Annotated in this window: 21 protein-coding genes and 1 tRNA gene; 20 read left to right on the forward strand and 2 right to left on the reverse strand. The window is 56.3% G+C overall.

Annotation, left to right across the window (positions count from 1 at the left end; all coding sequences use genetic code 11):
- Positions 1-11: 11 nt before the first annotated feature.
- The 20 genes from BBPC_RS04720 to BBPC_RS09365 all read left to right on the forward strand — a co-directional run bounded on the left by BBPC_RS04720 (position 12) and on the right by BBPC_RS09365 (position 23,503).
- Positions 12-389 (forward strand): MGMT family protein, encoded by a 378-nt coding sequence (locus BBPC_RS04720; protein WP_004222051.1) that lies wholly within the window; start codon positions 12-14, stop codon positions 387-389.
- A gap of 315 nt (positions 390-704) precedes the next feature.
- A tRNA-Gly gene (locus tag BBPC_RS04725) sits at positions 705-780 on the forward strand.
- 514 nt (positions 781-1,294) lie between these two features.
- Entirely contained in the window at positions 1,295-2,791 is a 1,497-nt protein-coding gene (locus BBPC_RS04730; protein WP_004222061.1) for a DUF3375 domain-containing protein, read from the forward strand.
- 2 nt (positions 2,792-2,793) lie between these two features.
- Positions 2,794-3,576, forward strand: coding sequence for a DUF4194 domain-containing protein (locus tag BBPC_RS04735; RefSeq protein WP_004222063.1), 783 nt, complete (start codon positions 2,794-2,796; stop codon positions 3,574-3,576).
- Positions 3,576-7,034, forward strand: coding sequence for an ATP-binding protein (locus BBPC_RS04740; RefSeq protein ID WP_033524024.1), 3,459 nt, complete (start codon positions 3,576-3,578; stop codon positions 7,032-7,034). The genes BBPC_RS04735 and BBPC_RS04740 overlap by 1 nt, the downstream gene beginning before the upstream one ends.
- A gap of 3 nt (positions 7,035-7,037) precedes the next feature.
- The gene (locus BBPC_RS04745) at positions 7,038-8,240 is read left to right on the forward strand and encodes a DUF3322 and DUF2220 domain-containing protein (RefSeq protein WP_033524025.1); all 1,203 of its coding nucleotides are present in this window, start codon (positions 7,038-7,040) and stop codon (positions 8,238-8,240) included.
- Positions 8,241-8,319: 79 nt separating this feature from the next.
- On the forward strand, positions 8,320-11,307 hold the full coding sequence (uvrA, locus tag BBPC_RS04750) for an excinuclease ABC subunit UvrA (protein ID WP_004222071.1): 2,988 nt from the start codon (positions 8,320-8,322) through the stop codon (positions 11,305-11,307).
- On the forward strand, positions 11,304-13,607 hold the full coding sequence (uvrC, locus tag BBPC_RS04755) for an excinuclease ABC subunit UvrC (protein WP_004222073.1): 2,304 nt from the start codon (positions 11,304-11,306) through the stop codon (positions 13,605-13,607). The genes uvrA and uvrC overlap by 4 nt, the downstream gene beginning before the upstream one ends.
- Before the next feature lie 66 nt (positions 13,608-13,673).
- Entirely contained in the window at positions 13,674-14,618 is a 945-nt protein-coding gene (locus tag BBPC_RS04760) for a shikimate dehydrogenase family protein (protein WP_004222076.1), read from the forward strand.
- A complete protein-coding gene (gene rapZ / locus BBPC_RS04765; RefSeq protein ID WP_004222080.1) occupies positions 14,618-15,550 on the forward strand; it encodes an RNase adapter RapZ in 933 nt (310 codons plus the stop codon). The genes BBPC_RS04760 and rapZ overlap by 1 nt, the downstream gene beginning before the upstream one ends.
- A 149-nt stretch (positions 15,551-15,699) precedes the next feature.
- The gene (gene whiA, locus BBPC_RS04770) at positions 15,700-16,650 is read left to right on the forward strand and encodes a DNA-binding protein WhiA (RefSeq protein ID WP_004222082.1); all 951 of its coding nucleotides are present in this window, start codon (positions 15,700-15,702) and stop codon (positions 16,648-16,650) included.
- Positions 16,651-16,779: 129 nt separating this feature from the next.
- Positions 16,780-17,985 carry a phosphoglycerate kinase gene (locus tag BBPC_RS04775; protein WP_004222084.1) on the forward strand — a complete coding sequence of 402 codons (1,206 nt, stop codon included), beginning with the start codon at positions 16,780-16,782 and terminating at the stop codon, positions 17,983-17,985.
- Between the two features lie 128 nt (positions 17,986-18,113).
- A complete protein-coding gene (gene tpiA / locus BBPC_RS04780; protein ID WP_004222087.1) occupies positions 18,114-18,908 on the forward strand; it encodes a triose-phosphate isomerase in 795 nt (264 codons plus the stop codon).
- A 124-nt stretch (positions 18,909-19,032) separates the two neighbouring features.
- The gene (gene secG, locus BBPC_RS04785) at positions 19,033-19,281 is read left to right on the forward strand and encodes a preprotein translocase subunit SecG (protein ID WP_004222089.1); all 249 of its coding nucleotides are present in this window, start codon (positions 19,033-19,035) and stop codon (positions 19,279-19,281) included.
- 134 nt (positions 19,282-19,415) lie between these two features.
- Complete coding sequence (locus tag BBPC_RS04790) at positions 19,416-20,228, forward strand: HAD family hydrolase (protein ID WP_047749610.1); 813 nt, start codon at positions 19,416-19,418, stop codon at positions 20,226-20,228.
- A gap of 168 nt (positions 20,229-20,396) precedes the next feature.
- A complete protein-coding gene (locus BBPC_RS04795) occupies positions 20,397-21,932 on the forward strand; it encodes an aminotransferase class I/II-fold pyridoxal phosphate-dependent enzyme (RefSeq protein WP_004222092.1) in 1,536 nt (511 codons plus the stop codon).
- 155 nt (positions 21,933-22,087) lie between these two features.
- Positions 22,088-22,258: a hypothetical protein gene (locus BBPC_RS09810; protein WP_155114912.1), complete on the forward strand. Its 171-nt coding sequence runs from the start codon at positions 22,088-22,090 to the stop codon at positions 22,256-22,258.
- A 17-nt stretch (positions 22,259-22,275) separates the two neighbouring features.
- The gene (pnuC, locus tag BBPC_RS04800; protein WP_004222097.1) at positions 22,276-22,893 is read left to right on the forward strand and encodes a nicotinamide riboside transporter PnuC; all 618 of its coding nucleotides are present in this window, start codon (positions 22,276-22,278) and stop codon (positions 22,891-22,893) included.
- Between the two features lie 77 nt (positions 22,894-22,970).
- On the forward strand, positions 22,971-23,159 hold the full coding sequence (locus tag BBPC_RS10260; RefSeq protein ID WP_354001504.1) for a hypothetical protein: 189 nt from the start codon (positions 22,971-22,973) through the stop codon (positions 23,157-23,159).
- 83 nt (positions 23,160-23,242) lie between these two features.
- On the forward strand, positions 23,243-23,503 hold the full coding sequence (locus BBPC_RS09365) for a hypothetical protein (RefSeq protein WP_004222105.1): 261 nt from the start codon (positions 23,243-23,245) through the stop codon (positions 23,501-23,503).
- 88 nt (positions 23,504-23,591) lie between these two features.
- Here the strand turns inward: BBPC_RS09365 and tal are convergent, their stop codons facing one another.
- Both tal and tkt read right to left on the reverse strand, forming a co-directional pair.
- A complete protein-coding gene (gene tal, locus BBPC_RS04810) occupies positions 23,592-24,695 on the reverse strand; it encodes a transaldolase (RefSeq protein WP_004222108.1) in 1,104 nt (367 codons plus the stop codon).
- Between the two features lie 92 nt (positions 24,696-24,787).
- Positions 24,788-26,896 carry a transketolase gene (gene tkt, locus BBPC_RS04815; RefSeq protein ID WP_004222111.1) on the reverse strand — a complete coding sequence of 703 codons (2,109 nt, stop codon included), beginning with the start codon at positions 26,894-26,896 and terminating at the stop codon, positions 24,788-24,790.
- Between the last annotated feature and the right edge of the window lie 40 nt (positions 26,897-26,936).

Below are 26,936 nucleotides of genomic sequence, written 5' to 3' on the forward strand. Positions count from 1 at the left end.
TGGGACAACGAATGGAGAAGGGATTGTTCAGCAGGCGTGTTTATGAGGTGGTGCGGCGCATTCCGAAGGGTAAAGTCGCCACCTATGGGCAGGTTGCGGCTTTGGCCGGAGCGCCACGCAACGCGCGTTTTGTCGGCTATGCCCTGCATTCGAATCCTGAGCCGGGTGTGATTCCATGTCATCGTGTGGTGTTCCGAGACGGCTCGTTGGCACCCGGATTCGCGTTCGGCGGTCCGGAAAGACAGCGGCTTCTGCTCGAAGAGGAAGGCGTTGTCTTCATCTCTCCGAAAGGTATGCCCGAACTAAGCGAGTCAGGCAAGATGAAAGACTCGAACGCCGGAGCTTCCGGACTGCGAGTCGATCTCGCCCGTTGTCAGTGGGACGCCTAGTCGCTTTCAATCCGTGTCAACCGCTTACGCCCCCAACGACATTTGCTTTATCCGCCGTGGTTGGATAATGGGTGCCTGCCATAAGGCGAAGAAAGCAACGGGGACGCAAAGGTGGAACGGCAAGGCATGTGGCAACAGGACGCACCAGGGGCGATATCGGTCGGAATGCCGGTTGTATCGTTGGCACCGGCTCCGCGAACCATGGCATAACATCGGCTTAAGTCGTTGGAAAATAGCGCGACACGCCGCGATTTGCGGAGTTGGCATGCTTCATGTATATTTTCTACTCGTTGCCCACCACGGTGGAAACAACTTGCGGACATAGCTTAGTTGGTAAAGCGCAACCTTGCCAAGGTTGAGACCGCGGGTTCGAGTCCCGTTGTCCGCTCCATTCGAAAGCTTCCGGAAGGAAGCTTTTTTCATATCCGACCGCAAATCCGGGCGTCATCCTCAATTCATCCCGACCGAAATCCGAACTGGAATCCTCCTCTGTTGAGAAAACGTTTGACCACAATGTGAACGTTCTCTTGAAAAGAGATAATCCATGCGAGAGGCTAGGAGAAGTTCCGCCAAAACAGGCAACGATGCCGGGGGAGAGCGGAACGGACGGAGGCAAAACAAATGAACGAGAACAGCGACATTATTTTCGTGCCGGACGATTCCGCCAGCCACGAGTGGACGGAACGGGACAGCGAACTCGTAGAGGAGTATGCGGCCCAGCTTATGAGCATGAGCATCTAGCCGGAAATTAGATGGGGCCGGGTTCCCTCTTCCATGACAGGAAAAGACGTCGCATTCGTACTGTAACTGCGGCGTCTTTTCCTTGTTTTCGTTTAGAATGGAGACTTGCCGCCAAGGCATCGAACACATGGAAAGGCGTATTGTTGGCTGAGATCAGACGGGAGATGGAACGGCTTCGACCCGTATACGAAACCGGTGTCCTACGGTTGCTGCTGCGTAACAATTCCATGCTGTACGTCGCGTTGTTGCGTTCCACGTTCGACCCGCTGACGGGGGAGCTGCCGCGCGAAATCGTCGAAGAACGGTTCGCGCGCAGTCTCAACCGGCTCATCGAAACCGGCGATTACACGCTGAAAGACGGGCAGACTGCGCGCGAGGCCGCGCATTCGGTCCTGCTTGACCTCGCCCGCGAAGGGGAAGGCGACTACGCCTGGCTCGCCAATTCCATGGACGTGGCCTCGCACCGCTACCTGTACCGTCTCACAGCGCGAGCGCACCGTGCCATCGAAGCGCTCGACCGGCTTGAGGACACCACGAAAGCGCTGTCCGGCGCGCAGGCCAACAGCATCATCATGGAAATCGAGCATGCTCGCATGCAGTTGACCGCCGATCCGCGCGAACGCATCCGCCTGCTGAAGAGGGACATTGAGGAACGGCAGAAGGAAATCGACGAGCTGGAACATAGCGAGGCCTTGGAAAAGCTCACGTCCGAACAGGTCGGCGACATCATCGGCGTGATTCACAACACTCTGCGAGGAGTGCCCATCGACCTGCGCGAGCTCGCCCTTTCCGAACGGGACAACGGCGACGCGCTCCGACGGCGCATGCAGGCCGGCGCCATGAGCGTGGAAAGCATCCTCACCGCATACCATGACGAATACCGACGTGCGTTCCGCGAATCCGACAGCGGACGTCGTTTCGAAGACGCGTTCCAAGTCATCGTCACCGACGAAGGCCGGCGCGAGATCGACGACGCGGTGCGGGACATCGCCAGAAACCCCTATTTGGATGGCGAGCCGAGCGTGCTGCTCAACCAGGTGCGTTCCGAACTCAAACGCATCTATGAAGGCATCGAGGACGTGCGCCGGCAGATCCGCACGTCCGACGAGGCGGTCAGCCGTCTCGTACGCCAGCAGACCGACACGAGCTACCGGACCATGCTCGCCAAACTCAACCAGCTGTTCGCAAAGACCAGCGCCGAAGCCAAAGCCCATCCCAATGACCAAAGCCGGCCCTACCATACGGACGCCGGGCAGGCGAAATTCCCGACATTGCCATCTCGTCCGGCCAGATCAATGGCGCGCGCCGCATCATCCAGCCTGAACGACGCCCCAGCGGCGACCATCGAAGCGCCGGACCTCAAGAACATGGTCGAAATATGCGGGCCGCGGCTGACGCGCATGATCAGGCTTATCCGCAGCAATCCGGTGACGACATCGGACGGCATGTTCGTGGACCTCGCGGCAAGCTTCAACCAGCTGCCGAAAGCCGAACGGAGGGAAAGCGAACTGGTCGGCTTCCTTAGCGCCCTGCGCACGCAGGACGACTCGTCATACGTGACATGGCGCTGCATATCGATCGACGGCAGCGAACGCGTATGGCGCACCAAACCCATTCTCATCACCGAAACGACGCTCGACGACATCATCGAGGAGAGATAAGCATGACGGACTATATCGAAGCCAACATCGAGGAAACGATCCTGACAGAAGGGGAGCCGGTATTGGAAGAGGCCGGCAGCCAGCAGGCCTCGACCGCGCTGTTCAACGGCGACACCGGCGACATGCCCGTCGAAGCGCGCATGGCCGCGATCGCGCTCAAACGCGAACGCTACATCGACGGCAGCCTGTATGACCTCGCCTGCGAGAACCGTGAGGTCGTGGAACGTTCGCTCAACAACGACATGCTCAGACTGGTCGACAACACGAAATACCGCATCATGTACGCGTCGCCGGTCACCGACTCGGAGACATGCATCCGTTCGTTGAAAACACGTATGAGCCTCACCCGCGAGGAGGCCGCCACGCTTGCCGCGCTACGCATCAAAGCGTTGGAATACGAAAACCAGAACGCCGAACCATGCGACTGGCTTATCAGCTTCGACGACATCCGCGCATTGCTCGCCACCGGCGCGGGATTCCTCACCGCCAGCAACGACGAGGAAGGCACTGCGAAGAAAATCACGTCCATCATCTCACGCATGCGCACCTACGGGTATCTCGCGCCGATCGAAGACGACGACATGTACGTCCTCACGCCACTGGTGCCCATGGTGCTCGACCGCGGCCTCGCCGACCAGTGGCTCGGATCCGAAACCACGGACGAGAACGCATTCGCCGACGGCCGCACCAACGCCGGCCCGGACGACAGGCCCATGGAAGACATAGAACAAGACGCATTCGATTTCAACACCGACGACAACCGTTTCGACGAGGAGGAACACTGATGGCAGACGGCATGAAGATCGTTTCCGACAAGTGGATGCTACAAAGCCGACAAATCGTCAACTGGGGCTCATACGGCGGCTGGCACGAATTCCGCCCATCCATGGACGAAACCATGCCGGTGACCCTGCTCGCCGGCGCCAGCGAATCAGGCAAATCCACACTCGTCGACGCGCAAATCTCACTCCTCTACCCATCCGGAACCCCCTACAACAAGGCGTCGAACTCCGGACGTTCGGAACGCAACGACTACACCTACCTGCGTGGCATGATCGGCGTAAGCGATAGCGAAAACGGCGAAACGCCGATCTTCCTGCGCGGCAAAGACGCCGACGGCACCCCACAGAACATCTGGGGCGCAATCGTCGACACCTACGTGAACAAAACCGACGGAGGACTGCTCTCCTGCGGCAAATTCCTCTACCTGAACGCCGGAGACGGACAAGACGGACTACGCCGCCGCTACATCACCTGGAACCGAACCATCGACCCACGACTCATGGACCAGTACCGCAACACACCATTCACCCGGTCCATGTTCGAAAAAACCTATCCGGAATGCACCACGCACACCAACGCCGCGGCATTCCACGCCTCCATCTGGCAGGACATGGGCCTAAGCGCCGACGCCTGCCGCCTCCTGCACAAAATACAATCGGCGGACGCCCCCTCAAAACTCGACGACATCTTCAAGCAAGGCGTGCTCGACATACCCGAATCCATCCGCCTCGCCCACGAAACCGTCGACGACTACAACCGGTTCAACGAAAACTTCCACAGCATGGAAGACAAAATGGCCCGCGTCGCCATCCTGCAAAACATCCAGACACGCTACGGCGAATACGCAAAGCAAACCACCGAACGACGCGAATACGAACCCATCAACCCCGACAGCGAACATGGCAACGCAACACTGTCCGCATGGGCGCGCTCGCGCATGGCCAGCGAAGTGCGCGCTGGTCTGCCGGCCGCGCAGCGCAAGGTCAAGGAGTCGCAGGAGGCCATCGATCGGGCGATGCAGCGCGTCGGCGAGCTCAACACGCGAATCGACGCCGTCAAGGAACGTATCCAAGGCATCGACGGCGGCAGTCTGCAGCAGCTCGGCAAGGATCTTCAACGCGTGCGCCAGGACATCGACGAGGCGAGCAGGCAACGTCATGCCATAGCCGAACGATTCGAACAGGTCGAAGGCAGGCTTCCCGACAGCGAGCAGACATGGGACGCCAAACGCGCCATGCTCGCCGAAACGCTCGACACATACGAGGAACGGTTGAAGGACGCGAACGCCAGATTCCAGCAGCTGGTAGGGGAGCGTCACGACCGCCAGCGCGACCGTGACAGCCTACGACGGGACTATCAGCGCAAACTCACGCACAGGACGCGCATCAGCGATGACATGGACGACGCGCGCACGCTTATCATGCGGGCGACCGGATTGGACGCGTCCGAACTGCCGTATGTGGCCGAACTGATGGACGTGAACGAACAGGACGAACAGTGGCGTCTGGCAATGAACGTCACCTACGCGCCCATCGCGCAGACCATCCTCGTCGACAAACGCCACGAGCAAGGATTCGCGGCGAAAATCAGCGCCATCGACCCGAAACTCATGACACGACGCACGTGGCGGTTCATCGACACCGGCATGCAATACGAATCCTCTGCCAGCGAAGGCTGGATGTCGTCGAAACTGCAATACCGGGAGGACTCTCCGTTCGCCGGATGGCTGAAAAACCAGACGACGTCGCCACGGTTCGACGCGCGTTGCGTGCACGCCATCGACGACATGAACCATGACGAACGACAAGTGCAGGCCGACGGACAAATCAAATCCGGCGACCGTGGATTCCACGGCAGCAAAGGACTACACCAGGTCATCGGCTTCATGAACGAACAATACCTGGCCGAACTGAAAAACCAACTCGACAAGGCGGAGCAGGCGTTGCAGAACGCCGACCGTCGAAGCGAACAAATGTCCAACGCCATCAGCCTGCTGCAAGACGAGCACGAGCTCGCACGAATCGTAGCCGACATGCCATGGAGCAAAATCGACGTGAACGGACTACGGGAACAGGAAACGCGAATCCGCAGGCAGATCGAACGCATCGAAAACGACCCGGAACTCGGCCAACTGCAAACCGAACTGAAACAGCTCAACCAACAGGCCACCGCCGAAAACAGAAACCAGTACCAAGCCGAAGACGACCTCGACAAGGCCCAACACGCCGTCCAAGCCGAACAAGCATGGCTCGACGCCTACGGCAACGACGACTTCGACGATGCCACACTATCCAGCATGGTATCGAACCTACTCGCCGACGCATACGAGAACTGCTTCGGCGCATCCGTACGCGCGCAAGACCGGCCAAAACTCATCGCAGGCCTCTTCGACCATGAAAGCGAAACACCATTCCACGCGCGCGCGCTACGCAACATCGCACGCATCGCACGCACACGAATCCAAGAAATCGACGCCAGATCCAACCAACTGCGCGCCGACACGGAACGCATCATGGACGACTACCTCAACAACCACTCCACAGATGACAACACCGTCATGGCAAGCGTGGAAGACTACCGATACTTCCTCGACGAACTCGACGAACTCAACATGCTCGTCACCCGCGCCGCAACCGACGAAGAATACGCCAACAGCGTCAAAAAACTCTACATGAGCTTCCAACAGCTCAACCGCGCGCTACGCACCGACGAAGAAAACATCAAAGAACAACTCAACCGCATCAACAGCATGCTCAAAGGACAACAATTCGGCCCACAAGGCGGCAGACTATCACTCGACGTGACCTTCAGCCCAATCGACCGACAATTCGAAACAACCCTCAGCCGCATCCTGTCAAAACTGGAAGACTGGACGCGCAACGCAAGCGACAATCCCACGGAAACACGCAAAGCATTCAACAACTGCGAAACATTCGTGAACAGACTGCACAACGAACTCGACAAAATACACGACACCAACGGCATCAAAGCATACGGCGCACGCAACCTCGACCCACGCGTACGCAGCTCATTCTACGCAATCGTGCACCACGACAACGCCCCCGACGAACGCATCAGCTCCACCGGCGGAAAATCCGGCGGAGCCCTCCAAGAACTCACCTCATTCGTCTACGGCGCGGCCCTCATCTACCTCCTCGGCGGCGACCTCACCGCACGCCCCACCTACACCACGCTCTTCCTCGACGAAGCACTCATCAAAGCCGACGGCCGCTACACCAAACGCGCGCTCGCCGTACTACCCCGACTCGGCTTCCAAATCATCGTCTCCGCCCCGGAAAGCAAAACCGCGGAAATCCTCAACGTCGCCAACAGAGCATACGTCGCATACAAAGACCCATCCACCGGCAACTCATACCTACAGGAACTCGACAGCGAAACCATCACACAGGACGAAACACAGCCCACCACCGCACCCGCGAAACCAACAACGGAGGCATAACCCATGGCAACGGCCAGAAGCACCACCAACAGCGACATCCACAGCCAACTCAACGGATACGTCACCGACTATCTCACCAAGCACATGTATGACGCCAACACCTCCTGGCCATTGCGCAAAACCATCCGACTACCCAAACAAGCCGAACTCGAAGCCCATTACACGCACATCCGCGCCCAAGACGAAGCCATCCGCAACTGGGCACAACAACACCACTGCGAAACCAGCGAAAAAACCAAAATCATCTCCAACGGAATCGTCCGACAAACCAGCCAACTCATCGACTCGGTAACCATACCCGACCTCAACACGGCCCTCAACATCACCACACCACAAACACGCAAACTCTACCAACGCGAACACCAACGCGCACACACCATCACCAACCAATTCAACCTCGACTCCAACACCTCCATAAACATCGCCAAAATCCTCAAAAACCACGACGACACCGACTTCAACCTCGTCATACAAGCCGCACACTACTTCGCCAACCACAACACCGAAAACATGACCCCACGCATGGTCCCCATCCCCGGATTCAGCGCAAAATGGCTAGGCAAAACAACATCAAACCGCTGCAAAGCAATCTGCAAACTCCTCAAACGAGAACAACTAGCCCTCAACGACCGCCACGGAGAAATCCGACTCCGACTCCTCGACACACAACACCACAACCAACCAGACCTCATCGTGACACAACCATGGACAGACGGCGCGCCACACGACATCACCCACATCATCATCGTGGAAAACAAAGACACCTACCAAGCCATACCCACAACAGAACACGCCATCTGCATATTCGGCAGCGGACACGCGGCGACCCGAATCAAAACACTACTACCTTGGATCACAACCACACCCCACATCATCTACTGGGGAGACATAGACGCAGACGGCCTCGAAATACTCTCCGAACTACGACAAACCGGCATCACCTGCGACTCCATACTCATGGACAGCACAGCATACAAAACATACGAACCATACGGCACCAAACTCGACACCAAAAAACAACCCCTCAAAACACGCGACCCCAAACCAACACCAGGACTCACACAACACGAAAGAAACTTATACGAACAACTCTGCACCGGGAAAAACACAACCTACCTACGAATCGAACAAGAACGCATCCCCATCAACGACGCAATGACAATACTCCACAACCAACACCAATGGAACACAACACACCACAAATAGAACACCTGTTCGAAATCATAACGAAAATGAGGTATCCTAAACAACTAGAACAAAGAACAACCACCAGCGGAGGCAAGCCGTGGCAACCAAACGCAACAACGCAGCAAACGGCGACGTCATAGTCGAACGCGTTCTCACCAGCGACGCATTCCTCGCAAGAGAAATCAAAAAAGCCCCTCTCAAAACGAAAAACGGTTCACTTACAGCCGACCTCAAGCACCTGCCCAACGACCTCAAAATCACCATCCAAGGCGCTCGCGAGCATAATCTGAAGAACGTGGATCTTGAGTTTCCGCGCAATCGCATGGTGGTGTTCACCGGACTGTCGGGTTCTGGCAAATCCTCGCTCGCCTTCGATACGTTATTCGCCGAAGGCCAACGCAGATATGTGGAGTCGCTGTCGGCGTACGCAAGGCAGTTCCTGGGGCAAATGGACAAGCCCGACGTCGATTTCATCGAAGGTTTGAGCCCTGCGGTGTCGATCGATCAGAAGACCACGAACCGCAATCCACGTTCGACTGTCGGCACGATTACCGAGATTTACGATTATCTGAGATTGCTGTTTGCCCGCACTGGCATTCCGCATTGCCCGGAATGCGGCGCGTTGGTCAGCGCACAGACGCCGCAACAGATGGTGGACGCGTTGCTGCAGTATCCGGAGCGCACACGATTCCAGATTCTCGCGCCGGTCGTCCGTGGGCGTAAGGGCGAGTTCGAGGATCTGCTTGAACTCTTGCGGGGCGACGGCTACGCACGAGCGCTGATTGACGGCGAAATGAAGCAGCTGTCCGACGACATCAAACTCACCAAGCAGAAAAAGCACACCATCGAAGTGGTGGTGGATCGACTGGTGGTCAAGGACGGCATCCGTCAGCGTCTGACCGATTCCATTGAAACCGCATTGAAGCTCGCCAAGGGTATCGTGGTGGCCGATTTTGTGGATTTGGATGAGAAGGATCCTGACCGCCGTAAGCCTTTTTCCGAAAAACGCGCATGCCCGAACGGGCATCAGCTTGAACTTGATGAGATTGAGCCGCGCACGTTCTCGTTCAACGCCCCGTACGGTGCCTGCCCGGTATGCACGGGCATCGGATACAAGCTGGAGATTGATCCGGAACTGGTGATTCCCGATCCCAGCAAGACACTGAATGAGAACGCCATCGAACCGTGGGGCATGACCAAAGGCACCGGCGAATATTATCGCCATGTGCTTGAGGGGCTCGGCGATGAGATGGGTTTCGATCTCGACACCCCTTGGAAGGATCTTCCGGAAGAGGCCCGTCAAGCCATTATGTATGGGCGTGATTTCAAGGTGCAGGTCTCGTATCGTAACCGTTGGGGTCGTATGCGCGAATATTCCACCGGTTTCGAAGGCGTGGTGCGTACGCTGATGCGTAGGCATGACGAGACCGACTCCGATCAGATGAAGCAGTATTACGAATCGTATATGCGTGAAGTACCTTGTCAGGCATGCCAAGGCCGTAGGCTTCGTCCGGAAGTGCTGGCGGTGACCGTTGGCGGGGAATCCATTGCCGATGTGTGCGACATGTCCGCTGAGACAAGCCTCGCATGGATGGACGGCTTGCAGCTTGAAGGGTCGGCCGCGCAGATCGCCGGCGAGGTGTTGAAGGAGATTCGTGCCCGTCTTGGATTCCTCAACGACGTCGGACTGAACTATCTGACACTGTCTCGTGCCGCCAAAACCTTGTCTGGCGGCGAGGCGCAACGTATTCGTTTGGCGACCCAGATCGGTTCCGGTTTGGTGGGCGTGATGTATGTGCTCGACGAACCATCCATCGGCTTGCACCAGCGTGACAATGAGCGGCTGATCACCACTCTGCATCATCTGCGCGATCTTGGCAACACGCTGATCGTTGTGGAGCATGACGAAGACACTATCAAGAACGCTGATTGGGTTATTGACATCGGACCTGGAGCTGGCGAGCATGGCGGCGAAGTGATCTATTCCGGTCCCGCGAAAAAGCTCGTTGACGCTCCGCGTTCGGTTACGGGCGACTACATTGCCGGCCGCCGAAAGATCGAGGTCCCGCAGTCCCGTCGCAAAGTACGTAAGACCAAGCAGTTGCGCGTGGTTGGAGCCCGCGAAAACAATCTGAAGGATTTGACGGTCAACTTCCCACTGGGAGTATTCACTTGCGTGACGGGTGTTTCGGGTTCCGGTAAATCCACTTTGGTCAATCAGATTCTGTACCCGGTGCTTGCCGACAAACTTAACGGTGCGCGCATCGTGCCCGGCAAGCATACCCGTGTGGAAGGTGTGGGCCAGTGCGACAAAGTGATCCACGTTGACCAGAATCCGATCGGACGCACTCCACGTTCCAATCCGGCCACCTATACCGGAGTATGGGATAAGATCCGCACGCTGTTCGCCAAAACCCCTGAAGCGCAAGTCCGTGGATACGGTCCGGGGCGGTTCTCGTTCAATGTCAAGGGTGGCCGGTGCGAAGCATGCCATGGCGACGGCACTTTGAAGATCGAAATGAACTTCCTGCCGGACGTGTATGTGGACTGTGAGGAATGCCATGGCAAACGCTACAACCGCGAAACGTTGGAGGTGAAATACAATGGCAAATCCGTTGCCGACGTGCTTGGCATGCCGATCGAAGAGGCTGCCCAGTTCTTCAAAGCGTATCCCTCCATCTCCCGCTATCTCGACACGCTTGTGCAGGTCGGACTTGGGTATATCCGACTCGGACAGCCTGCTCCAACGCTTTCCGGCGGCGAATCGCAGCGTGTGAAGCTTGCGACCGAGTTGCAGCGAAGGTCTACGGGCAAAACCGTGTATATTCTTGACGAACCTACCACGGGTTTGCATTTTGAAGATGTGCGCAAACTGCTGCTTGTCTTGCAGGGATTGGTGGATAAGGGCAATACCGTTATTGTCATTGAACACAATCTCGATGTGGTCAAGTCGGCCGATTGGATCATCGACCTTGGGCCGGAAGGCGGTGACGGAGGCGGCACCATCGTTACCGAAGGTACGCCGGAACAGGTGGCTCAATGCGAACAGTCTTGGACCGGCAAGTTCCTTAAGGGCATGCTGTGAGCGCACCCATCGAGCGGCACAGCCAGGAGGTTTGGCGCAAAACCGCCGAACAGTTGAACGGCGACGGTTTCAGTGTCGGTGGTGATGATTCTCCCGGCAAAGACGTAAACAAGAACGGCGCGCTGGGGGATTCACGTGACCTGTTTCGTCCGAAAACATCCGACATTCCGGCGCAGCCGGGCGTATACAAGTGGCGAGATGGTGAAGGCAGGGTCATTTACGTAGGCAAGGCGAAAAACCTGCGCAACCGTTTGACCAATTATTTCCAACCGTTGTATCAGCTGCATCCCCGCACTCAAACCATGGTATTGACGGCCCGTAACCTGGAATGGACGGTCGTTGGTACCGAACTTGAGTCATTGACGTTGGAATACACGTGGATCAAAGAGTTTGACCCACGATTCAACGTTGTGTTCCGCGACGACAAAACCTATCCGTATCTGGCGATCTCATCCGGTGAACGCGTGCCGCGGGTGTGGGTGACCAGAAGCCGCAAACGCCGCGATACAAGATATTTCGGCCCGTACGCCAAAGTATGGGATCTGCGTCACAGTCTCGACCGTCTCCTCAAGACTTTTCCTGTGCGCACCTGTTCGCAGAACGTTTATCATAAGGCGGAAATCACTCATCGTCCATGCTTGCTTGCGTCCATCGGCAAATGTTCGGCCCCTTGCATTGGACGTATCAGCGTCGAGGAACACCGGAAGATGTGCGAACAGCTTATTGGCGTATTAACCGGTCGCATCGGCAAATCGTATATCGCACAGCTCACGCGTGAAATGAAGGAGGCCAGCGACGAGTTGGAGTTCGAGAAAGCGGCTCGGTTGCGCGATCAGATCCAGATGCTATCCACAGTGGGTGAGCAGAATGCCGTGGTGTTCGATTCCGATGTCGATGCGGATTTCTTCGGCGTCGATTCGGACGAGCTGGAAGCTTCCGTGCACGCGTTTTACGTGCGTGCCGGTTCCATCCGAGGTGAACGCAATTGGAGTGTGGAACGGGTTGAGGATGTGACGGATGAGGAGCTGATTGCCGACCTTATTGTGCAGGTGTATTCGGAAACCGCAGGGGAGACGATTAGGGCTTCGCAGTCGACTGTTGTCACCGAACAACGCAATGCCATCGGATCGACGCAAATCGTGACGGCGACCGATGCGGTGGCACGCGCGCAAGCTACCAGGGAACGTAACGAGCGGCAGGATCAGACCGGTCGTGCGGATTTGTTGGCTCCTATCTCTCCGGTGCCGCGCGAGGTGATTGTTCCCATCGAGCCGGCCCGGCGTGAAGAGCTTGAATCATGGCTTAGCGGATTGCGCGGTGGTGCCGTGAGCATTCGCGTGGCCAGCAGAGGGGATAAGAGACGGCTTCTGGACCGTGCCAACGATAATGCCAAGCAGGCAATGCAGCGCAGCAAGATGAGTCGCATCAGCGATATGGGCGCCCGCAGCACAGCCATGAATGATGTTGCCAAGGCTTTGGGACTTGAACAGGCTCCATTGCGCATCGAATGCTACGACATTTCCAATACCGTCGGCGGAGCGTTCCAGGTCGCTTCCATGGTGGTATTCGAGGACGCGATTGCCAAAAAGTCCGAATATCGTCGTTTCGCCATTCGCGGAGCGGACGGACAGGGTGCACTCGACGATTTGAGCGCATTGTACGAGACGCTGACGCGACGATTCCAACATGGCAATATCGCCGGTGACTCCGGCGAAAGCATGGATAATGAACGTCGGGCATCCGAGCATGGTGACCAGACTCATGAACCGACTGTCCAGCAGAACACCAATCGGCATCATTTCGCATACAAGCCTAATCTGGTGGTGGTCGATGGCGGCAAACCGCAGGTCATGGCGGCCGCGAAGGCGCTTGAGGATTGCGGTGTGGATGACGTGGCCGTGTGCGGATTGGCAAAACGTTTGGAAGAGGTGTGGGTGCCGGATGACGACTATCCGATCATTCTCAAACGTCAATCCGAAGGCATGTATCTACTGCAACGCGTCCGCGACGAATCGCATCGTTTTGCCATCACCTATCATCGTCAGACCAGAAGGAAAGGCGCGTTGCGTTCCGCCTTGGACGATATTCCAGGCGTCGGCGAGGCATACCAGAAGCGCCTACTGAGCCATTTCGGCTCGGTTCGTGCCATGCGTGAGGCGGATGTCGAGGATTTCGAGCAGGTCAAAGGCGTCGGAAAAGCCAAAGCCGCAGCCATTTACCAAGCGTTGCACGCCCACGACGGGCAACCGTCGACGGAAAATGCCATTTCGTCGAATAGTCCGAAAGATGAAATGGAATAAGATTGGGTAGCGAAAAAAGACAATCGGATTGCTAGCATGATGACGGTGAATATATAGGGAGGGAATATGACCGAGGTCAACCACCGGTGCGCGGTTCTGGGCAAGCCCATCGCACATTCATTGTCTCCGGTGCTGCACAATGCCGCTTATCACGCGTTGCATCTTGACGACTGGTCGTACGACAAGCATGAGGTGGGCGAGCCTGATCTTGAGGGCTTTCTTGAATCGCTTGATCCGACCTGGTCGGGACTCAGCCTGACCATGCCATTGAAGAAAACGATCCAGCCATACGGAACACCGTGCAATACATGGGCCAAAGAGCTTATGGTTGCCAATACCGCGGTGTTTGATTGGACCAAAACCTGCGTCAATGGCAATTCGAACATCCCCTTCATCAGGCTATATAACACGGACGTACGCGGCATCGAACTCGCTTTCGAACACTCGTATCAGACACGTGCGATAACGCCGAAGACGGACCGTTCTGGAACGGCCGTGATCATCGGCAACGGCAACACCGCAACGTCGGCGTTAGCGGCATGCGTGGAGATGTCTGCGATCGGACATGTCATCGTTGTGGCTCGCCATCCTGAGAAGAACGCCGATCTCAAGCCACTTGCCGAACGGTATATGCCATCGGAACAGCCGATCAGCATTGTCGGCATGGACCACGCCATCGAAGCGTTGCGCCAGGCTGATGTGGCGATAAACACCATTCCCGGATTGGCTGCGGACGGTATTGCCGAATCATTGAGAATGCCAGGTGTGCGCATGCATGGAACATTGCTCGACGTCGTATATGACCCACGCCCTACCAAGCTGATGCAGGCATGGCGCCAACAGGGAGGAATCGCCATTGGCGGCGAGCAGATGCTGTTGTATCAGGCCATGGTGCAGGTCTGGTTGATGACGGGAATCTGGGATGACGATCCGCCGAGCGGTATGGTTGATCAGGATTGCACCGCGCGTTTGGAACAAGCCATGCGCATCGCGCTTGAGGAGGCTCTGTGATGGCACAGAAAGACATCGACGTACAGGCGAATGGCACGCATGCCAGCGCCCCTTCGCCGGCTGAAGGTTTTGAAGTATTGCTGATCACCGGCATGAGCGGTGCGGGCCGTTCGCATGCTGCCGACAGCATTGAAGACATGGGTTGGTATGTGGTTGACAACATGCCTCCAAAACTGCTGGTGCCCTTGGTGGACATGATGACCACGGGATCCAATATTCACAAACTCGCCGCTGTTGTCGACGTGCGTTCCCGCGACTATTTCGATGACCTGTCCGCGGTGCTCAGCCATCTGGACGATCTTGGTGTGAAAACGCGTATCCTGTTCCTTGATGCCAGCAACGAGGTGCTGATCAAACGATATGAATCCGTACGCAGGCCTCATCCGTTGCAGCAGGGCAATCGACTGATTGACGGCATTCTCGAGGAACGAGATCTGCTTGAGAATCTCAAAGAACGTGCGGACATCGTTATCGACACGTCATCATTGAGTATCCATCAGCTGTCCACGAAATTATATGAGGCCATGCTCGGATCCGGTCCGACCACGGTTTCCGTGCACATCTTCAGTTTCGGTTTCAAATACGGTATTCCCATCGACGCCGACTTTGTGGCCGACGTGAGATTCCTGCCGAATCCATTTTGGGTTCCCAGGCTTCGCTCGCTGACTGGACGCGACAAAGAGGTGAGTGATTACGTACTTTCCAGCGAAGGGGCCGCGGACTTCCTCGACTCGTATGAAAAGGCGCTTTCGATTGCGATTGAAGGATATGCGCAGGAAGATAAGCATTATGTGACTATTGCGATTGGTTGCACCGGAGGCCAGCATCGTTCTGTCGCGATGAGTGAGGCTTTGGCTAAGCGACTGCGTGCGAGGGGGTTGTCGGTTTCCGTTTCCGCACGCGAGCTTGATAAGCGGTCAGCGGAAAAATGACCGTATTATGAGAGAATAGTGTCCATATGTAAAGAAACCTGGCTGTGATTGTCCAAGATATTCGGTATCACAGTAAGCCGTGGCAGTGCGGAATGATTCCGCGACTCGCCTGAAATTTAGGGAAGAACAGCAAGGTAGGAGGTTGGCTCTTGGCTCTTCTGGATGACGTCAAAAGCGAGCTGGCCGCAATCGATAACGAACTGCCGATCGCCAAAAAGGCGCAGGCGACAGCGATGATTCGATTCGGCAATGGTTTGCACTCGGTGGATCACCACATTCTCGTGCAGGTGCAGCTCGACTCCCAAGATGCGGCTGCTTGGCTGCAGGACACCATCAAGAACCTGTATGGTCATGAAGCCACGCTTACTCCTGTCTCTAGGCAGACGCCAACCGGCACCGTGCAGCGTTATGTGATTCGCGTGCCGAAGGGCAGTACGGCGCTCGTGCTGCAGACCGGCCTGTACAGCCGTTACACCAAGAACATGGTGCTTGGTCTTCCAAGCGATATCATCAACGGCAAAATCGCGCAGATCAAGTCCGCATGGCGCGGCGCGTTCCTCGCCAACGGACGTCTGTCCGATCCAGGCAAGGCCAGCTATCTTGAAATCGTGTGCCCGAACCATGAGGCCGCTCTGGCACTGGTCTCCACCGCACGGCGTCTGGGCATCACCGCCAAGCCGCGTAAGCTACGCAGCTCCGAACGCGTCACCCTGCGCGATCCCGACGCCATCGAACGTATGCTCATTCTTATGGGTGCGCCGCGCTCCGCACGCGAGTGGACCGGAAAGCGTTCCGACGGCGAAGCTCGGGGCAAAGCCAACCGTCTGGCCAACTTCGACGACGCCAACATGCGTCGCAGCGCCAAGGCGGCTGCGGAAGCATGCGACAAGGTTCGTCAGGCGTTTGAGATTCTTGGAGATGACATTCCAGACAACCTCAAATCGGCCGGCCAGCTTCGTCTCGACCATGCTGATGCGTCGCTGGAACAGCTGGGACGTTTGGCCGATCCACCAATCACCAAGGATGCCATCGCGGGCCGCATCCGTCGACTTCTGCAGCTCGCCGAGAAAACCGAAAAGGCGCGCCGCCAGTCGGCTTGATTGAATCTTTTATGCAAAACACCATGCCTGTTTTCGAACAGTATGGTGTTTTTGTTCGTTTGGGCTTGTATTATTCGTAAATGGCAATATGGCCATTCCACGCTTACAAGCGGCTAGGAAAGGATATACATGAAGACACTCAAGGATCTTGGAGATCTCAAGGGCAAGCGCGTTCTCGTTCGCGCCGATTTCAACGTTCCGCTGGACGGCACCACGATCACCGATGACGGTCGTATCAAGGCCGCTCTGCCGACCATTAAGGCCCTGCGCGAAGAAGGCGCGAAGGTCATTCTGATGGCTCACCTCGGCCGTCCGAAGGGCAAGGTCGTTCCGGAACTGTCCCTTGCCCCGGTCGCTGCTCGTCTCGGCGAGCTGCTCGGCATCGAGGTCCCGCTGGCTGAAGACACCTATGGTGAGGATGCCCAGGCCAAGGTCGCCGCAATGGGCGACGGCGATGTCGTTCTGCTGCAGAACGTGCGTTACAACCCGGAAGAAACCAGCAAGGATCCGGAGGAGCGCGCCGCTTATGCCAAGAAGATTGCTGCGCTCGGCGAAGCGTTCGTATCCGATGGCTTCGGCGTCGTGCACCGCGCACAGGGCTCCAATTACGACGTTGCTGCCGATCTTCCGGCTGCTGCCGGCCTGCTGGTCGAGAAGGAAGTCAAGGCTCTGTCCCGCGCTACCGTTGAGCCGGAACGCCCGCTGACCGTCGTGCTCGGCGGTTCCAAGGTCTCCGACAAGCTCGGTGTGATCGAAAACCTGCTCGACAAGGCCAACCGTCTGGTCATTGGCGGCGGCATGGTTTACACCTTCCTCAAGGCCAAGGGCCTCGAGGTCGGCACCTCCCTGCTGGAAGAGGATCAGGTCGAGACCGTCAAAGGCTACATCGAGCGCGCTGAGCAGAACGGCGTCGAACTCGTGTTGCCGACCGATATCGTGGTGAACCCGGTCTTCCCGAAGTCCGATGAGGACATCGCTCCGGAAGTCGTGGCTGCCGACGCCATTCCGGCTGACAAGATGGGTCTGGACATCGGTCCGGATTCCCAGAAGCTCTTCCACGACAAGATCGTGGATTCCAAGACCGTCGTTTGGAACGGCCCGATGGGCGTGTTCGAGGTTCCGGCTTTCGCTGCCGGCACCGAGGCCGTGGCCCAGGGTCTGGTCGACGCTACCGCAGCTGGTGCGTTCACCATCGTCGGCGGCGGTGATTCCGCTTCCGCAGTGCGTAACCTCGGCTTCCCGGAGGATGGCTTCTCGCACATCTCCACCGGTGGCGGTGCCTCCCTCGAGTTCCTCGAGGGTAAGGAACTGCCGGGCCTGAAGGTGCTCGACTGATTGCTTAACGCATAACCGGAGGTGCTCCCTTATCAACAAAAAAGGTGGGGGAGCACCTCTTGTTTTCACTAACCCGAAACCACGGCGTACGAACACTGAATGAAATAAGAACGGAGGCAGGCAAACACATGGCATCGCAACGAATTCCACTGGTCGCCGGCAATTGGAAGATGAACTTCGACCATCTTGAAGCCACCTATTTCGTTCAGCAGCTCGCATGGAAACTTCGTGACATCCATTTCGACTACCGCCATTGTGAAATCGCATTGATGCCGTCCTTCACATCGTTACGCAGCGTGCAGGTGTTGGTCGAATCCGACAATTTGAAGATTCACTACGGCGCACAGGCTGTTTCCGTAACATCGCAGGGCGCGTTCACTGGAGATGTGTCTGCCGATATGATCGCCCACCTCGGCTGTTCGTATGTGATTGTCGGACATTCCGAACGACGAAAGTACCATCCGGAAGATGATGCGAACATCGTGGATCAGGTACGCGCTGTTTTGGCGGCCGGAATGCAGCCGATTCTTTGCGTCGGCGAAAGCTACGAGGAACGTCGCAAAGGCATTGAGCTTGATTTCGCCGTGGGGCAGGTGCATGACGTCACACGCGATCTTTCCGACGAGGAAGCGTCGCGTCTGATTGTGGCGTATGAGCCGATATGGGCCATCGGCTCCGGAATGGTGGCCACTCCACAATCCGCTCAGGACGCGGCCAAGGCGATTCGGGATGATTTGGCTGAAACTTTCGGCACGCATGTAGGAGAGTCCGTGCGCATTCTGTATGGTGGCTCCGTCTCCTCAAAGAACGCCGAAGAATTGATTGGCGAGCCCGATGTGGATGGATTCCTTATCGGCGGTGCCGCGCTGAACGTGGATGAGCTCACCAGAATCTGCCAGCTCACCATGAATGCGACAGTATGATGCTCGCGGAGTAATGTTTTTATCGAGTTGGCCTTTCAAGGTGTGGTCATTATTCGGTTTTCTCAATACCTTGCGCTATTGTTAACAGCAGTGTTTACGAACTGGAGGTTCACTCGTGTCCGCTATGGCCATCGTCAAGCTTGTGCTGCAGATTATTCTTGTTATTTTCAGCCTCTTGCTCACCCTGTTGATTCTGATGCACAAGGGTAAGGGCGGCGGTCTGTCCGATATGTTCGGCGGCGGTCTCACCCAGAATGCGGGTTCTTCCGGTGTCGCGGAAAAGAACCTGAATCGTTGGACCGTCATCATCGCGGTGCTGTGGGTTGCCATCATCATTGCCCTCGGTCTGATGACGAAGTTCGATCTCATCTGATTGGCTTTTTGCTTCGGCCCATGACTGGATTACAGTCATGGGCCGAAGTGTTTTTTATCGTAGTATTGTCTACAACATACGAGCTAAGGATTGATTTGACGTCTTTGAAAATCGAGAAAACCCAAGAAACCACGATGGTCGTCGCGGATTTGGACGGTACTTTGCTGCATGATGGCGAAACGTTCGAGGAACGTTTTCTTACACAACGTTCCATCGATGTGATTAACCGCATGCACGATAATGGCGTGACCTTCGTTGTGGAAACGGCACGTCCGGTCAGCACAGGCTTTTCGTTCGTGGAAAAACTGCCGGTTGATGCCGTTGCCTATCTCAATGGAGCATTGATCGATTTCAATCCAGCCTCATCAAATTATGAAATGCTCACTTCGCCGATGCTGCCGGAAGACGGCCATCTCAAGAAAATCGGATTCTCCTCACAGCGAGCATGCGAAGTCTGCAAGAATCTGTTGAATGAACTGCCCGGTATGGAAGTCGGCATTGTCATGGATGATGTGAGATACACCAATTTCGATGTTACGAAATATTGGAAAACACAGACCTGGCGATACACTGACTTTGACGATGTTCCTGAAGGCATCGCCGATAAGCTCATTATCTTCCCTAACGATGAGCAGCGGAATCAGGTCGGTTCTCTTGTGCCCAACGATTTTGACGTACATATCTCTGAGGGATCGCTGTGGATGTTGATGAATCCTCAAGCCAACAAGGAGCATGCGTTGGATTTGCTGGCAGAACATTTTGAGACGCCGATGAGCAATACCGTCTCATTCGGTGACGATTTGGTCGACATTGCCATGCTACGTAAATCCGGCAGGGGAGTGGCGGTGGCGAACGCCAATCCGGATGTGTTGAACATCGCAGATGAAATCTGTCCATCTAATAATGATGACGGTGTGGCGCAGTGGATTGAAGATAATCTGCTGTGATGTCTCGTGATATTCAAGAGTTACATGAGTTGAACTTCGTGAATTGAACTTTTGTCGCAAAAGGATGCGAAATAGTTACATTTGATATTGAACTTCCGCAATTTCGTTAGTTGGTTTGTGTTAGGATTTGAACTAGCGCTTGATGAAAATTGAACTGAAAGGACTAGTATGGCGGAATCGTTCTCCAACCGGTTGAACGTCGCTATGGCGTTCCGCAATGTCAAACAAATTGACTTTGTGCATGCTGCTGAGAAGTTCAATATCAAACTTGGCAAAAGTCATATGAGTCAGTACGTGAGCGGCAAAACCGTGCCGCGTGCCGATATCGCCCATTTTCTTGCGGCTTTTCTGCAGGTCAATGAGGACTGGCTGATGGGAAAGGACGTTCCCATGGAGCAGAACGTCGCCACCTTGCCCGCAATCAAGTCTGATGAAGCCCAACATGATAGCAATCCTGCATCAGCGCAATCAACAGAAGGAAAGACTATGCGCACCTTTACGAAATCTCATAAGCTCGACAATGTGCTCTACGACGTTCGTGGTCCGGTGGCGGACGAGGCAGCACGCATGGAAGCCGCGGGAACGCATATTCTGAAACTCAATATCGGCAATCCTGCGCCATTCGGATTCCGGACTCCGGATGAAGTCGTGTATGATATGGCGCAACAGCTCCCTGAAACCGAAGGATATTCACCGTCCAAGGGTCTGTTCTCGGCACGCAAAGCCATCATGCAGTATGCACAGCTCAAGAATATTCCGAACGTCTCCATCGATGATATCTTCACCGGCAATGGCGTCAGCGAGCTCATCAACCTGTCGCTGTCCGCGTTGCTGGATGATGGCGACGAGGTGCTGGTGCCTTCGCCGGACTATCCTCTGTGGACCGCCTGCGTGAATTTGGCTGGCGGTACCGCCGTGCATTACATCTGTGATGAGGGATCCGAATGGTATCCCGATATCGACGATATCCGCTCTAAAATCACGGATAAGACCAAGGCAATTGTCATCATCAATCCAAATAATCCGACCGGAGCGCTTTATCCAAAGGAACTGCTGCAACAAATCGTCGACATTGCCCGAGAACATCAGCTCATTATTTTCTCCGATGAGATTTACGATCGTTTGGTCATGGATGGACTGGAGCATATTTCTATCGCATCGCTGGCTCCGGACCTGTTCTGTGTAACGTTCTCCGGTCTGTCGAAGTCGCATATGATTGCCGGATATCGCATTGGATGGATGATACTTTCCGGCAACAAGCGTATTGCGAAGGATTACATCGAGGGCTTGAACATGCTGGCGAACATGCGTATGTGCTCGAATGTCCCAGCTCAGTCGGTGGTACAGACCGCTTTGGGCGGGCATCAGAGCGTCAAGGATTACATCAAGCCAGGTGGCCGTGTGTACGAGCAGCGCGAACTGGTCTATCAGATGCTCAATGAAATTCCCGGCGTTACCGCAGTTAAGCCGAAAGCGGCGTTCTATATCTTCCCGAAGCTGAACGTCAAGAAGTTCAATATTCACTCCGACGAGCAGTTTGCGTTGGATCTGCTGCATGACAAGCATATTCTGATCAGTCATGGCGGTGCATTCAACTGGCAGAATCCGGATCATTTCAGGGTGGTATATCTGCCACGTATCACGATGTTAAAGGAAACCGTAAGTGAGATCGGTGATTTCTTGAGCACATATCATCAGGCATGATGACCTTGATTGCTTGAAGGGCTTTCATGGTGTGAAGTACGCGCAGCATCGCGACACTCCGTCCCCAAATACTTATAGTCATACTGACCATAAGTAGGGCTACGATGGCTCCGGCCTTAGGGCCGAGCCATCGTTTCATTGTGAAAGGGGATATTGTGAACGATTTGCTCAAAGGAATCGGCAACGTCGTCAATCCGAAGCGTGTGTTCCGCGAGCTGACTGACTTCAAGCCGGGGGAGTTTGTCCTGATCGCGGTCATGCTGTTGGCGCAGTTGGTGTCATTCTTCGTGTCCAAAGATTTTCCGCGGCAGGTTGAATTGGTCTGATTTCCGGCCTATGCATCGTGTTCAATCTCATTCTCGTCGACCGTGGGCGACTGACCAACTATCTGTGGGGCTTCATCGGTTGCGCCACTTGGCTGATCGTTGCCATCATGAACCATCTCGTCGGAGACATCTTCGCTCAGATCTTCTACGTCACCATGCAGTTCGTCGGCGTATGGGTGTGGCAGCGCCAGCTTGATCGTCAGGAAAAAAACGAGTATGAGGAAGTCAATGCCCGCATGTTCACATGGTGGCAAGGCATTCTCGCCGTCATCGCAACCATCGTGATCTATCTGATTGTGGTATTCGTGTCGAGCCATACTGGCGGTGTACAGGTTCGGCTTGACGGCACGCTGCTGCCGCTTGGTATCGTCGGACAGATTCTCATGACATACGGCTACCGCAGCCAGTGGGTCGCATGGATTATTCTTGACGTGATCAAGGTGGTTATCTGGTTCAACCAGCTTTCCGCCGGAGGTCCTGGCGCCATGTCGATGTTCGTTCTTCAGGTGGTCATGTTGGCCAACGGTTTTTACGGCGCATGGGTCTGGTTCCACAAGAGCAGCACTATGGCCGTATCGGATGATCTGCAATCAAGTATTTGCACGGAAAGCATAATCGCAAATGGTGGCCGCTGATCAATCAATCGTTCCGTCGCGAGTTCACAACGATCATATTGGTTGTTGGGCCGGCTTCCGTCGGCAAAACCACATTGGTGACACGCTTGTCGAAATTGTATGACGCTCCGATCACGGTCGAGTATGCCCGTGAATTTGAGGAAGCCTGCAATGTTGACGATGATGAACTTACCGCTTTCGATTACGAGCGGCTGATTCTTTCCAAGTTCTCTCAGAACGAGCATGCAATAGCATCGCATGCCAATCATGGCATCGTTTTTTCTTGATACTGATGCCATGGTTACGCGTGTCTATGCGGAACGCTATCTGCCGGCCGATGAGAACGCCAAGCTGCAAGCCGACATTCGATATGGTGATTGAACAGGAGAAGCCTGATCTGGTGTTGCTGATTCCTCCGATCACCGAATATGTGGATGGTGGGTTCCGTGCAATGCGGTGGGCTTCGGATCGGTATCGGTTCCATGAGACTTTGGTACGCGTCATTCAGGAGTCACCGTATGCCGACCGTGTGGTGACGCTTGACAATCCAACTTTTGAAGGGCGCAAAACGCAGGCGATTCAAGCGATCCGCCAGGCCACTGGTTTTACGCCTCGTACCGGAATAAGCTGAAAACATGTAGAGCAATAGCAGATTCCCCCTGCCAGAATTCTGGCAGGGGGAATCCTTAGCTTAGATCGCTAACACTTAAGCAAGAAGCTCAGCCGTTGACGCGGTCGATGCCAGCCTGGACGTCAGTAAGGACGGAATCCCAGGACTTGATGAAGGAAGCGACGCCGTCGGCTTCCAGCTTGTCGGTGACAGCCTTGAAGTCGATGCCCAGCTCAGCGAGCTTGGCCATGATGGCGTGGGACTCTTCGTAGGTACCCTTGATGGTCGGAGCGCCGTTGCCGTGATCGGCGAGAGCGTTCAGGGTCTTCTCCGGCATGGTGTTCACGATGAGCGGGGCAACGAGCTCGTCAACGTAGACGCAATCGGAATAGGCCGGGTTCTTAGTGCCGGTGGAGGCCCACAGCGGACGCTGCTTCTTGGCGCCCTTGGCTTCGAGAGCAGCCCAACGCGGATCGTTGGCGAACTTGTTCTCGAACAGCTCGTAAGCGAGGCGAGCGTTGGCGATAGCGGCCTTGCCCTCGAGAGCCTTGGCCTCATCGGAGCCGATCTCCTCAAGCTTGTTGTCGACGGCGGTGTCCACGCGGGACACGAAGAAGGAAGCGACGGAACCGATGTGCTTCAGGTCATGGCCGTTGGCGTCAGCCTGAGCGATGCCTTCGATGAAGGCATCGATGACCTGCTCGTAACGCTCGAGCGAGAAGATCAGGGTGACGTTGACGGAGATGCCCTTGGCCAGGGTTGCAGTGATTGCCGGCAGGCCTTCGAGGGTTGCCGGGATCTTGATCATGGCGTTCGGACGGTTGACCTTCTCCCAGAGCTCGACAGCCTGCTGCTCGGTGGCTTCGGTCTCGTGGGCCAGACGCGGATCAACTTCGATGGAAACGCGGCCATCGACGAAATCGGTGGCTTCGGCGATCTCACGGAAGATGTCGGTGGCGTTGCGCACGTCGGTGGTGGTGAGCTCGCGGATAGCGGTCTCAACGTCAACCTTGCCGAGCTCCTTGAGCTGTGCATCGTACGGGCCGACCTGGCTCAGAGCCTTCTGGAAGATGGACGGGTTGGTGGTGACGCCAACGACGTTCTTGTCCTTGATGAGCTCCTGCAGGTTGCCGGATTCGATACGGGTGCGGGACAGATCGTCCAGCCAGATCGAGACACCGGAGTCAGAGGTGCGCTGAGTTGCTTCAGTCATTGTTTTTCTCCTTGATACCTTTTTGGATCAAATCTTTATTTATTGTGCGGTAAAAGGGGAGAGGCACATGCATCATGCCCCTCCCCGTCGAATCACTTGGCGGCTTCGACTTCCGCAATGGAGGCCTTGGCGGCTTCGACAACATGCTCGGCGGTGATGCCCAGGTCGATCATGTTCTGAGCACCGTCGCCCTGCAGGCCGAACTGCTCGATGGAAACCGGCTTGCCGTAGGAGCCGAGGTACTTGTACCACGGCATGGCAACGCCAGCCTCGACGGAGACACGAGCCTTGACGGAGGCCGGAAGCACAGCTTCCTTGTACTCGGCGTCCTGCTCCTCGAACCATTCGAGGGACGGAGCGGACACAACGCGAGCCTTAATGCCTTCACCAGCCAGGGTCTTGGCTGCGGAGACGGCCCACTGCACTTCGGAACCGGTGGCCATGATAATGACGTCAGGGGTGCCCTCGGTGTCGACAAGCACGTAAGCGCCCTTCTTGACGCCGTCCTTGGCCTTCTCAGCGGTTTCGGCAAGAACCGGAACGCCCTGGCGGGTCAGCACCATGGCTGCAGGCAGAGTGTTCTTCTTCTCGAAGAAGTAACGGTAGGCTTCGGCGGTCTCGTAAGCGTCGGCCGGGCGGACGACCTCAAGCTGCGGGATGGCACGGAAGGAAGCCAGGTGCTCCACCGGCTGGTGGGTCGGACCATCTTCGCCGACGGCGACGGAGTCGTGGGACCACACATACAGGTTCGGAATCTGCATGAGGGCGGCCAGACGCACAGCGGAACGCTCGTAGTCGGAGAACATGAAGAAGGTGCCACCGAACGGACGGGTATGGGAGCCCAGCAGGATGCCGTTGGTGATGGTACCCATGGTGAACTCGCGCACGCCGAAGTGCAGCTGACGGCCGTACGGGCTGCAGACCGGCCACTGCTTGGTGGCGCACTCGGCAGGAGCGAAGGTGGCAGCGCCCTTAAGATCGGTCTTGTTGGAGCCACCGAGGTCGGCGGAGCCGCCCCAGAGTTCCGGCATGACAGCGGCGATGGCGTTCAGCACGGAACCGGAAGCGCCACGGGTTGCAACGCCCTTGCCGACTTCGAAGGTAGCCTCGAGGTCATCGATGGCCTTGTCGAAGCCCTCCGGCAGTTCGCCGGCCTTGAGGCGGTCATACAGGGCAGCGTTGTCCGGGTTGGCCTTGCGCCATGCGTTGTACTTCTCGTCCCATTCCTTGTGGGCTTCGAGGCCGCGCTCGGCAACCTTGCGTGCGTGAGCCAGAGCCTCTTCGTCGACATGGAAGGACTCTTCCGGATCGTAGCCAAGCAGTTCCTTGAGGCCTGCGACGGCTTCGGCGCCCAGCTTGGAGCCGTGAGAGGACGGATCATTGGTCTTGCCCGGGGTCGGCCATGCGATCAGGGTATCGACCTTGATGAGCTTCGGCTGGTTCGGAGCGGCCTCGCGAGCCTTGGCGATGGTGTCGGCCAGACCCTCGACGTCCTCCTTGTAGGAGCCGTCAGGCTGGATGAAGCTGAACTCGTCGGTGTACCAGCCGTAGGCCTGGAAGCGCTTGAGCACGTCCTCAGCCAGAACCAGATTGGTGTCGCCTTCGATCTGGATGCGGTTGGCATCGAAGATGACGGTCAGGTTGCCCAGCTGCTGGTTGGCAGCGAGGGAGGCAGCTTCGCCAGAGATACCTTCTTCGATATCGCCTTCGCCGCAGATGACCCAGATGTTGTGGTCGAACGGGGATTCGCCTGCCGGAGCTTCCGGATCAAGCAGACCACGCTGGAAACGCTGGCCATAGGCGAAACCAATGGCGGAAGCGAAGCCCTGGCCCAGCGGACCAGTGGTCATTTCGATGCCCGGGGTCAGACCATATTCCGGGTGACCCGGGGTACGGGTGTCAGCACCGCCGCGGAAGTTCTTCAGGTCATCCAGAGTCAGGCCGTAGCCGGAGAAGTACAGCTGGACGTACTGGGTGAGGGAAGCATGACCGCCAGAAAGGATGAAGCGGTCGCGACCTTCCCAATTGGGATCGTTCGGATCATGCTTGATGAAATGCTGGTACAGAGTGTAGGCGATAGGCGCCAGGGAGACGGGGGAACCCGGGTGGCCGTGTCCCGCACGCTCAACCGCGTCGGCCGACAGGACCTTGGCCATCTTGATGGCGCGCTCGTCCAGCTCGGTCTCCTTGAATTCGGTCATGGATTACTTTCCTTCCAATTGGTCGGGCCGCGTATCCGGC

Origin of the sequence: Bifidobacterium pseudocatenulatum DSM 20438 = JCM 1200 = LMG 10505, from assembly GCF_001025215.1 — a bacterium.
GTDB classification, from domain to species: domain Bacteria; phylum Actinomycetota; class Actinomycetes; order Actinomycetales; family Bifidobacteriaceae; genus Bifidobacterium; species Bifidobacterium pseudocatenulatum.